Genomic DNA, 11,167 nt, shown 5'->3' with positions numbered 1-11,167 from the left:
CGCCTCAAGTGCCACCTTCGCCTTGAAATCCGCTGAATATCGCTTCCTCTGTCCCGCCATGTCGGTCGTCCTTCAATAAGGCCGAACCAAGCTTAGCAAACTGTCCGCTCACGGGGGACCAGCTCTCTGGCACATCCAGGCACGTCGTGAACATTGATATCCGTAGTGTCCAGGATGATTAGCATGCGCGACCGAGGTCCGGCGCGCGGCGCCTCAGCGACGCAAGCGCGCCGGGACCGGTCGTCGCCGCACAACGTTTTGATCTGATCGGACCCAGCCGTCAGGCGGAGCTTGTAGACCGGGGTGAGATAACCCGCGCCGGCTGGCCGGCGCGGGCGTGACCTCAGTAACGGTAGGTGCCGGTCACGCCAACCGTGCGTGGCCGTAGGGTGGCATTGGTGGTCAGGGGCGAGCCGTAGAAGTGATGGTAGCGGCCCAGCTCCGGGTGGCTGTTCGTCAAATTGTTGGCAAAGACGGACAGATCCAGATCCTCCAGCTTCACCCCCACGCGGACATTGACCTGATTGATCACCGGAACATTGGTCAGCATCGGATCGTAGGAATAGACCTTCGGATTGTCCAGCGGTGCCTTGCTGGAGAAGGTGTAGTCGGCCCGTGCATAGGCGTCCTGGCCACCCGGCAGGACAAAATCATACTGTCCCGTCACGGTCATGGTGAAGCGCGGGCCGTTGAAGGCGGCGTCGCCCTTTTCCGCCAGGATGGCCCCTGCCCCGCCCAGAACCGTCTGGTCAAAACTGGCATCGGTATAGCCAAGCACAAGGCCGAGGCTGAGATCGTCCGTCACCCGCCCCTGCAGCGACAGATCGAAGCCCTTGGACGTGATGGAGCCGGTATTGTTGATGAAGCTGGAGCCGCAGTTCGGCAGATAGACCGACCGCTGCACATTCTTCCATTCGATGTAATAGCCGCTGGCCTCCGCCGTGGCGCGGCCGCCGAACAGGGTGCCCTTGCTGCCCGCCTCGTAAGACCAGACGCTGTCGCTGTCATAGGAGGTCGGGGACGAGGTCAGGCCCAGGCTGGCCAGATCGGAGCCGCAAAAGCTGGGCGGCACGGCCGTCTGCGCCCCACCGGCGCGGAAACCCTTGGAGACGGACGCGTAGACCATCACATCGGGATCAACCTGATAGGTCAGGCCGAATTTGGGCGTGACCGGCGTTTCGGAGGTTGAACCCTGGTTGTTCAATGTCCCACCCACAAAGGGACCCGCCGCATCCTGGGCGTGGGTGATCTTCAGATGTGCGACGCGCAGCCCGATGGTGGCCTTCAGCTTGTCGGTCACGGCATAGTCGACCTGACCGAAGCCGGCCATCTGTTCCGTGGTGGAACGTGTGCTGCTGTCATACAGGAAATCGCCCGGCAGCATGGGCGCCCCGAACCAACTGGCGACATTGAAGGCGCCGCCGGTGGCGTTGCGGATCAGCCGGTCGATATAGCTGTCCTGGTTGGCCTGCGTGGAAAGCTGCTTTTCGTGGCTGTAGAAGCCGCCGACCACCCAGGTGAGCGGCCCCCCGTCATCCGTCGATTGCAGGCGGATTTCCTGGCTGAAATTCTCCTGCCGTTCGCCGAAATAACCGGGTGCCTTCTGGCCCGGCAGGGTGACATAGGGACCGGTTCGCGCAAGCTCGCTGTCGAAATTTGTGTAGTCGCGGATCTCGTTCTGGTCGCGGTCGAAATAGGCCGTGACGGCGGTCAGGGCGACGGCGCCGAAATCGGCATTGATGGTCAGTGACGGCAGGTAATAACGATCGTGCTGCGGTTGCGACAGGGCATAGCCTGTGCGGAACACGCCGTCGGCCGGATCGGACAGGCTTTCCCAATAGCCGGTCGTATCGTCGATATCGATATCCTGGTAATAGAGGGCCGGCGTGATGCGCAGGGTCTCGGTTGGCGCCCAGGTCAGGGCGACCTTGGCCGCCTTGCTGTCCTGGGAATTGGCGTTCTTGTCGGCGCGGGCGTTGGTTTCCGGGTTCATCCGGTCGACCCAGCCGCCGTCGCGGCGGTACCAGGCGGACGCGCGGAAAGCCAGTTTCCCCTCCGTCACCGGCGTACTTACGGCGGCCCCGGCCTCGTAGGACGGCGCGCCATTTTCCGTGAAGCCTAGTTCGGCGCGGCCATAGAGCTTCATATCATTCAGGTCGGGCTGACCCGTGATGAAACGAACGGCGCCGCCCTCCGCCCCCGCCCCGAAAAGCGTCCCCTGAGGCCCGCGCAGCACCTCCACGCGCTCCAGGTCGAAGACCTTGGGATAGACATTGGCGGAGGAGAAGCCCAGTGCGCGCACCTGGATCGGTACATCGTCGATATAGATGCCCGTGGTCGCCGCCCCGTCATTGGACTGGATGCCACGGATGGAAATATTGGTGTTCGATCCGCTGAAATAATTCTGGCGGGTGAAATTCAGGCCGGGGGTCAGGCGGGTGATATCCTCGATCTGGCGCACCCCCTGATCATCCATCTTTTCCTGGCTGTAGGCCGCGATGGAGGCCGGAACCTCCATCAGTCTTTCCGCCCGCCGGTTGGCCGTGACGATGATCTCTTCCAGCAGCACACGCTGTCCGTCGGCGGCGGTGGCGGTCGTCTGGGCCGATGCAACGGGCGCGGCCACCAGCATCAGCGCCGCAAGGGACGTGGCCCGCAGCAGGCGGGCGCGCGACAGGTTTCTGTCGATGACAGTCATGAGGATCACCCCTGTTCAGATCATTTGTTTATTGGCTGGACGTGCCGTTCGCCACTGGCTGTTCCCGCCGGCCGCCCATGCTGGAATGATGGTCCGTTACCGCAGCGCAAAACAGATGCCAATGAGGACCGGGTTGGTGACCTCAGGTCACCATGGTGTCTTTCACGATGCCGCGATCCCGGCCAGTGCATCCGCCCCCTGGTCCAGGGCGCTGGCGATGACATCGACGATGCGGTCGATCTCCGCCGGTGTGACGGTCAAAGGCGGGCTCATCACCAGCGTGTCGCGCACCGCGCGCACCATGACCCCGTTTTCGATGCACAGGTCGCGCAGGATGGGACCGGCCTTGCCCTCCTTGCCGCCGAAGCGCCGGTTGGTGCCTTTTTCGGCCACGATCTCCACGGCCCCCAGCAGGCCGACGGACCGCACCTCCCCGACCAGCGGGTGATCCGCCAGCCGTTGCAGCGCCTTGGCCAGATAGGGGCCGGTCTCGATGCGGGTCCGTTCCACCAGCCCTTCCCGTTCGATGATGGCGATGTTGGCCAGCGCCACGGCGGCGGCGGTCGGGTGGCCGGAATAGGTGTAACCATGGATGAACGGACCGCCCACGGCCCGCAGCGTCTCCACGATATGCCCGGCCACGCCGACGGCAGAGATCGGGACATAACCCGACGACAGCCCCTTGGCCATGGAGACGATGTCCGGCGACACGCCATAATGCTGGAAGCCGAACCAGTCGCCCAGACGCCCGAAACCGCAGATCACCTCGTCACAGACCAGCAGGATGCCGTATTTGCGGCACACCGCCTCGATCCGGGGCCAGTAACCGGCGGGCGGGATAATGACACCGCCGGCGCCCTGCACCGGTTCCCCGATGAAGGCCGCGACATTGTCCGGGCCCAGCTCCAGGATGCGGGTCTCCAGCGCCGTGACGGCGCGGGCGCAGAACGCCTCCTCATCCTCCCCGAACCCTTCATTGAAGCGGTAGGGCTGCATGATATGGCTGAAGCCCGGCAGCAGCGGCCCGCCCTGCGCCCGCATCGGCCCCATGCCGCCCAGGCTGACCCCGGCGATGGTGGAGCCGTGATAGGCATTTTCGCGGGCGATGATGATCTGCCGGCCCCGTTCCCCCTTCTGCGTCCAGTAATGGCGGATCAGGCGGATGACGGTATCGATCGCCTCCGACCCCGAATTGTTGAAGAACAGATGCGGCAGGCCGGGGCCCAGCAGGCTGGCCAGCTTGGCCGCCAGTTCCACCGTGGGCACGGGGGCCGTCTTGAAGAAGCTGTTATAATAGGGCAGTTCGCACATCTGATCATAGGCGGCGCGGGCCAGTTCCTCCCGCCCATAGCCCACCTGCACGCACCAGAGGCCGGCCATGGCATCCAGGATGCGGTTGCCGTCGCCATCGATGATGGTGGCCCCTTCGGCACGGGTGATGATGCGGCTGCCGCCCATCTCCTGAATCAGCCGGTAATCCTGCTGGGCAGGGAGATGGTGCGCGACATCCAGGCGGCGCAGGGCCGCGATATCATGATTGCGGATGGTCATGGATTTTGTCCTTATCGGGCAAGCACGCGGCCCAACGGCCGCTTCAGCAGCAGGATGATCAGCGACCCCGCGCCCACGATGGCGGCATGCAGGGTCCAGAAGGCGGCCGGCGACATCGTCTCGTAAAAGCGGCCCAGCCAGCCGCTGGCGATGGAACCGCCGAAGATGGACAGGTAATAGACCCCGACCATCATGGCATTGACGGAGGGAGGGCCGCTGCGGGTGAACAGGGCCAGTGCGATGGGGGCCACATGCAGGTAGCCGGACGCGCAGATGACATGGAACAGGATGGGCCAGATGACGGCGATGCGCCCCTCCCCGCCCCCGGACAGTTCCGCCAGCGACAGCCACAGGCAGGCGGCCCCGAACAGCGCATAGCCGATGATCAGCTTGCCCAGATCGCCCGGCTCCGCCTGTCGCCGCGCCAGCCGGCGCCAGAGCAGGATGCTGACGGGAGCCAGCGCCAGCACGGCCAGCGTGTCCACGGACTGGAACCAGGTGATGGGCAGGTCGAAACCAAGCAGGTTGCGGTCCACCCGGTCACGGATCCACAGGACATAGGTGGTCCAGACCTGGGTCTGCACCGTCCAGAACAGGGTGGCCGTCAGCAGCACCAGCAACAGGGCCAGGATCACCTGCCAGTCCCTTTCCGTCAGACGACCGCGCGGCCCCTCCCGCCGGACGGTCTCATCCGCTGGAAGATGGTGGCGGCCCGCCAGATAGATCAGCAGGCCGATCACCATGCCGATGCCGGCCGCCCCGAACCCGTAATGCCAGCCGTAAAGCTCGCCCAGTGTCCCACAGACCAGCGGCGCCAGACAGGCCCCCAGATTGATGGCCATGTAATAGAGCGAGAAGGCGGCATCGCGCCGCTTGTCGCCGCGGTCATACAGGGCCCCTACCTGGGCCGCCAGATTGCCTTTCAGCAGACCGCAGCCCAGCACCAGGCACAGCAGGGCCAGCAGGAACGCCGCCTCGAATGCCATGACGAAATGGCCGAACGCCATCATGGCCGCACCCACGGCCACCGCCCGCCGCCGCCCGATCCAGCGGTCGCCGACCAGCCCGCCGAAGATCGGCGTCAGATAGGTCAGCCCGCCATACAGTCCGAAGACCTGCGTAGCCAGCGCCTGCGTCGACAGAGGACCGAAAACGGCTTCCACCGTGGTGCGGAAAGGATGGAAACCCGCCACCTGTTCCACCGCCCCCGGCTGGAACAGGTATCCGGCCATATACAGCACCAGCAGGGCCTGCATGCCGTAGAAGGAGAAGCGTTCCCACGCCTCGGTGAAGACGATATAGGCCAATCCCCTGGGATGGCCGAAAAAGGAACCGGCAGCGGGGACCAGGGGGGAGAGGCGGGCCGTGCTGTCGCTCATCGATCACCCTTGGCGAAAGCCGCCGCAACGGCATTGAAGAAATCAAGGTCGGAAATGGCTTCCGCCCCCTTGGGCTTTGACCGGGCGGAATTGACCGCGATCACCAGCCGGCGCGCGGGATTGACATAGATATACTGGCCGAAGATGCCGCCGGCCCGGTAGGCACCGTCCGTGAACGCCCCGTCCGGCCCCGGCTGTGGCCACCACATGAAGCCGTAATCCAGACGCTGTCCCCCGCCCAAGGTTCGGGGGCGGGTTGCCTCCGCCACCCAGCCTTCCGGCAACACCCGCCGCCCCTCCACGACACCGTCATCCAGCATGAACAGGCCGAACCGGGCGAAATCCCGCAGGCAGGCCGACAGACCGCTGCCCGCCACCTCCAGCCCGCCTGGCGCTTCGAGCCACCAGGCCCCGTCCTGCTCCATCCCGCAGGGCCGCCAGATCTTTTCCGACAGATAGTCGGACAGGGAGCGTCCCGTGGCCGCCTGGACCAGGGCACCGACCACATGGGTCTCCCCGGTCGAATAGTTGAAGATCGACCCCGGCGGTCCGGCCTTGGGCAGGGAGGCCAGATGCGCCAGGATGGCGCCGGGGACCTGCGCGATCTGTGCCTCCAGCATGCGGCGGCGGTCGGATGCGGGGTCGCCATAATCCTCGTGAAAGAAAACACCAGACGTCATCTGCAACACGTCACGGACAGGTACGCCATCATAGGCGCTGCCGCGCAGGGCCGTGACATAGCGGGTGATATTATCGTCCAGGGAGGCGATCAACCCATCCCGAAGGGCGGCACCAACCAGCGTCGTGCTGATGGACTTGGCCATGGACATGGAAAGCCATCGCGACCCGGCATGATTGCCCAGTTGGTAGGTCTCCAGCGCCACCGCGCCATCCTGGATGATGATCAGACCGGCCACCCGGTTGACGGCCAGATAATCATAAAGGTCGACGCCGCGCCCGTTGCTGGCAAAGTACAGACCGTCGAAATCGACAGGGCGATGGGGCAGCAAGGCGGCCTGCGGCCCGGCCGGCACGGCGCGGGTGGCAAAAAGCTTGTCCCCTTGGCGCAGGGTCTGTGCCATCCGATCCGGTGTCAGGATGCCGGAATAGGCCCGCCTGACACGTTCGGCCGCCGACATGCCGGCCGGGTCGAACGGGGCGGTCTCCAGGGAACGCATGTCCATGATGGGTCCTCCGCCCTGGCCTACCGCCGCCCCACCTGTTCCCATTCACCGGGATTCAGGACCAGAATGCCCGGTTCCTTGAACCGTGCCGTCAGCGGGTACCGGCCCGGCACCATAAAATCCGTGGCCGATACGGGCAGCAGTTCCACCTTCGTCTCCTTCTTGATGGCGAAGGCCGGACGTTCCCCGGTGGCCTGGGCATAGAGCCGGTCGCCTTCCGCCGTGACGGTCACCTTCACATGGCCGGAAAAGCTGTAGTCACCGGCCAGAGCGGCAACGGCGTCGGGTTTCAACAGGGCCTTGCGCGCGGGCGTGGCGGCGACAGGCTGCGACGGGACCGACGACAGGATCGCATCCCACATCACCTCTCCCGCCACCGTGGACAGGTCAAAGGAGGGCAGGCCCTGCGCCTCCTCGATCTCCGCCGTCGACACGGCATACAGGACATCGCCGTCGAAGATGGTGGCGAAGGGCTGAAGCCCGCGCGCCATGGAGGTATGGACCTGCACGGCCAGCCGCTCCAGCTCCGCCTGATCCATTTTCTGGTTGGTGACAATCAACGACACGGTGGTGTTGCGCCGTTCATCCTTGCCCGTGGCCAGGCCCTTCCAGTCCGGCTTGCGGCTGGCCGGCATGCCCTGCACCAGATCGGCGGCCTTCAGCGTCTTGGGCCAATCCTTGTCCTTGTGACAGGCCACGACATTGCCGTCACGGTCGGTCACGACACCCAGGGCATTCACCACGGTGAAGGCCGCGATCTTCACCTCCCCGACCTGACGGAAGGCCCCGCCCTGTCCCGACGCGGCGTTGCAGCCGAACAGGCCACCGGTGCGGGCCAGCCGCCCGGCCCCGCGCGATCCCAGCGGAAACAGGCCCGGCCGCGCCGCACGATAGGCCGCCTGCGCCAGCTTCTTATCGGGATAGATCTCATTCAGGCGACGGTCACCCAGATCGTAGATGATGGCCCCCACCGACAGGGCGAGATTGTCCCAGGCACCGCCGCGATAGCCATCATCCATCATGGCGGTGGCCACCGCCGTCGTTGCTTCCAGCCCGTACCAGGACCCGCCGGCGAAAACGACGGCATCCAGATCGGGCACGGCATAGCCAAGGCGCAGATAATCGGTATTCACCGTGCCGGGTCCGCCGCCGCGCACATCGACAGCGGCATGGACCTTGCGCCCGAAGGTGAAGACGGTGACGCCGGTCGGCCCCTCCGCATACTCACCCGTGCCGATGCGCAGCAGGGGCCAGTCAAAGCGCAGCAGCTTTTCACCCGCGTTGACCAAAGGCGCCAGTTGTTCCTGTCCCGCCATCGCCGCCGGTGGCGCGCCACCCGCCAGCAGGCCCAGGAGCAGGGCCAAGCCCAGGGATTTCCGACCGATTTTCGCCTTCATGCCCATCCCACCTGTTCGATCCCGACCATTCCATTGCATCATGGTGCGCCCGCCATGCCCCGTCCGTGAAGATGACATTCGGGTCCGGCATGGTGCGCCACGGTCACCAGCCGACACCCAGATCGGCCGCCATCAGCCGCGCCACATCGGCCGCCATGCCGTCGCCCTTGTCCATCAACGCGCACAGGACACGCATCCGGTCGCCCGGCGGGTGCCGCTGGCTCAGCTTCGTGGCTCCGGCGATGGCCTCCACCTCGATCCGAAAGGACCGGATCATCGGCAGCAGGAAGTCGACACGGCCCGGCGGTGCCTTTTCCAGGGTCCAGGGGTCCGGGTTGCCCCGTTCCATCATCGCATTTGTGTGGCGCAGGATGGCCAGTTGCCCCTCCGCGTCATCGATGGGGGTCAGGCGTCCCCGCACCTGGGCCGTGACATAGTTCCAGGTCGGCACTTCCGGCTTTTCCCGGTACCAGGAGGAACTGACAAAGGCGGTGGGGCCGGCGAAGATGGCCAGCACAGGCATGCCCGCCACCAGACTGCCGGCCTGTGGATTGGCCCGCGACAGGTGACCGACCATGCGCGTCTCATCCCCCTCCCGCTCGAACAGGATGGGGGTGGATGTCGCCATCAGGGGGGTATCACCCCCGCCTGTGATCAACTGGGCAAAGGCGTAGCGGCGGATGATGGCGACAGGGTCGGCGGCGGCATAGGGATGCGGCGTATACATCACGCCCCCGCCCCGGCCGCCGGCACATCGATGCAGACCGACTTGATGTCCAGATAATCGTCCAGACCGTGGAAGCCCCCTTCCCGTCCCTGCCCGCTTTCCTTGATGCCGCCGAACGGTGCGGCTTCGCTTGTCAGCAGGGCCGTATTGACGCCGACCATGCCGTAATCCAGCGCGTCGGCCACCCGATGCGCCCGCGCCAGATCGCGGGTGAAAAGATATGCGGCAAGACCCGCGCGGGTACCGTTGGCGATGGCAATCGCATCCGCTTCCGTCGTGAAGCGATGGAGAGCGGCCAGCGGCCCGAATGTTTCCTCCCGCATCACCATCGCGTCGGCCGGCACGTCGACCAGAACCGTGGGCTCATAGAACCGCCCCTCCGCGTCGGGCGTGGCCCCGCCCGTCAGGATGCGGGCGCCCAGGCGCACGGCGTCATCGGCGTGGCGGGCCACCTTCTGGATGGCGGCGGCATTGATCAGCGGGCCCATGCGCGTCCCGTCCCGCAACCCGTCGCCCAGCGACAGTCCGGCGGCACGGTCGGCCAGCAGCCGGGCGAACCGGTCATAGATGCCGGCCTGCACCAGGAACCGGTTGGCGGAGATGCAGGTCTGGCCGGCATTGCGGAACTTGGCCAGGAGAGCCGCCTCCAGCACCACATCCAGGTCGGCATCATCGAAGACAATGAAGGGCGCATTGCCGCCCAGTTCCATGGAGACACGTTTCATCGTCTCCATGCAGCGGCCGGCCAGGTGCTTTCCAACCGCCGTCGAGCCGGTGAAGGACAGCTTGGCGACGCGCGCATCCTCCACCATGACGTCGCCGATGGGCTTCGGCCGGCCGGTAACGATATTGAACACTCCCTTGGGCACCCCGGCCTCCTGGGCCAGCACGCCCAGGGCCAGGGCGGAAAACGGCGTCAGTTCCGACGGTTTCAGCACCATGGTGCAACCGACGGCCAGGGCCGGCCCCACCTTGCGGGCAATCATGGAGGACGGGAAATTCCAGGGCGTGATCGCGGCGACAACACCAACGGGCGCACGGGTGACCAGCATGCGCTTGTCGGCGCGGTGGCCGGGCAGCACCTCGCCATAGACCCGCCGCGCTTCTTCCGCGTACCAGTCCAGAAAGGCGGCGGTGGACCGCACCTCCGCTAGCGCCTCGGCCAGCGGCTTGCCCTGTTCGAAGGTCAGGATACGGGCCAGATCGGCCTCGTGCGCCTGGACCAGGGACGCCCAGCGCCGCAGCACGATGCCCCGGTCACGCGCCGCCAGCGCCCGCCAGCCGGGCTGGGCGGCATGGGCCGCCGCCACGGCGTCACGGGTTTCATCCGCACCCAGGTCGGGCACCGTGCCGATGGGCAGGCCGGTCGCGGGATTGCTGACGGTCAGCAGGCTGGTCCCGCCCACCCATTCATCATCGATCAGGGCGGCCTGACGGAAAAGCTCCCCACGCTGGATCGGCGGGGTCTGGAAACGGGCCATGGTGGTTCTTCCGGCGATATCTTTGGCTGACCGAAGCCTCGCAGGGCCGCCCCCGTGGCGGGAGATGCCAAAGGCGCCGTGGGCGGTGACCTGACGTCACCAGCGGGGTCAGACCCGGCGCCCGCCGGCCGCCAGCGCCTTCGGCATCTCCCGCGCCACGGCCGCCAGCAGCCATTGCCGGAAACGCGCGATGGGTGCCGCGCGCCAGCGATCCTCCCGCGCCACCAGCAGATAGGAGCCCAGCGGCATCGGATGGAAATCCGGCAGATCGACACCCACCTCCACCAGCCTTCCGGCCGCCAGATCATCCGCCGCGATCAGATGGTTGCCCAGCGCGATGCCCCGGCCGCGCCGGGCGGCATCCAGGGTCAGGTGCGCATGCCAGAGGCGGGGACCCGTCAGGTCCCCATGGCCGATCACGCCGTGACCCGACAGCCAGCAGGCCCAGACATCGAAACTTTCCTCATGCAGCAACTGGTGACCCAACAGGTCGTGGCACGTGCGGATGGGCGGATGGGCCGCCAGATAGTCGGGACTGGCCAGCGGGATGGTGGGCGGCTGCGCCACCTCCACGCTCTGCACGCCGGGCGCCAGCGTCAGGGGCTGCCCATAGATGGGGGCGAAGCGGACATCCAGATCGGCTTCATGCTTGGCAAAATCCGGACAGACATCGGTGGGTCGCAACTCGATATCCAGACCGGGATTGGCCGCCTCGAACTGGTTCAGGCGCTGCATCAGCCAGTGGAAGGC

Annotated in this window: 8 protein-coding genes; all 8 read right to left on the bottom strand. The window is 66.0% G+C overall.

The features are described from left to right. Nucleotides 1-343: 343 nt before the first annotated feature. Entirely contained in the window at nt 344-2,698 is a 2,355-nt protein-coding gene (locus KBA48_RS30020) for a TonB-dependent receptor (RefSeq protein WP_292912366.1), read from the bottom strand. 162 nt (nt 2,699-2,860) lie between these two features. Further along, on the bottom strand, nt 2,861-4,249 hold the full coding sequence (locus KBA48_RS30015; protein ID WP_292912365.1) for an aminotransferase: 1,389 nt from the start codon (nt 4,247-4,249) through the stop codon (nt 2,861-2,863). An 11-nt stretch (nt 4,250-4,260) separates the two neighbouring features. Further along, nucleotides 4,261-5,628 (bottom strand): peptide MFS transporter, encoded by a 1,368-nt coding sequence (locus KBA48_RS30010; RefSeq protein WP_292912364.1) that lies wholly within the window; start codon nt 5,626-5,628, stop codon nt 4,261-4,263. After that, nucleotides 5,625-6,812, bottom strand: a complete 1,188-nt coding sequence (locus KBA48_RS30005; protein WP_292912363.1) for a serine hydrolase — start codon at nt 6,810-6,812, stop codon at nt 5,625-5,627. The genes KBA48_RS30010 and KBA48_RS30005 overlap by 4 nt, the downstream gene beginning before the upstream one ends. A gap of 20 nt (nt 6,813-6,832) precedes the next feature. Then, complete coding sequence (locus tag KBA48_RS30000) at nt 6,833-8,209, bottom strand: P1 family peptidase (RefSeq protein WP_292912362.1); 1,377 nt, start codon at nt 8,207-8,209, stop codon at nt 6,833-6,835. A gap of 103 nt (nt 8,210-8,312) precedes the next feature. After that, nucleotides 8,313-8,936: an FMN-binding negative transcriptional regulator gene (locus tag KBA48_RS29995; protein ID WP_292912361.1), complete on the bottom strand. Its 624-nt coding sequence runs from the start codon at nt 8,934-8,936 to the stop codon at nt 8,313-8,315. Next, on the bottom strand, nt 8,936-10,417 hold the full coding sequence (locus tag KBA48_RS29990; RefSeq protein ID WP_292912360.1) for an NAD-dependent succinate-semialdehyde dehydrogenase: 1,482 nt from the start codon (nt 10,415-10,417) through the stop codon (nt 8,936-8,938). Before KBA48_RS29990 ends, KBA48_RS29995 begins: the two co-directional genes overlap by 1 nt. 108 nt (nt 10,418-10,525) lie before the next feature. After that, a partial coding sequence (locus tag KBA48_RS29985) for a LysR substrate-binding domain-containing protein (RefSeq protein ID WP_292912359.1) occupies nt 10,526-11,167 on the bottom strand: 642 nt, incomplete at its 5' end.

Origin of the sequence: Niveispirillum sp. (assembly GCF_017996735.1) — a bacterium.
In the GTDB taxonomy this organism is placed as follows: Bacteria; Pseudomonadota; Alphaproteobacteria; order Azospirillales; family Azospirillaceae; genus Niveispirillum.
The sequence above is the reverse complement of the archived record's forward strand: the minus strand, read 5'-3'. Positions and strand labels throughout refer to the sequence as shown.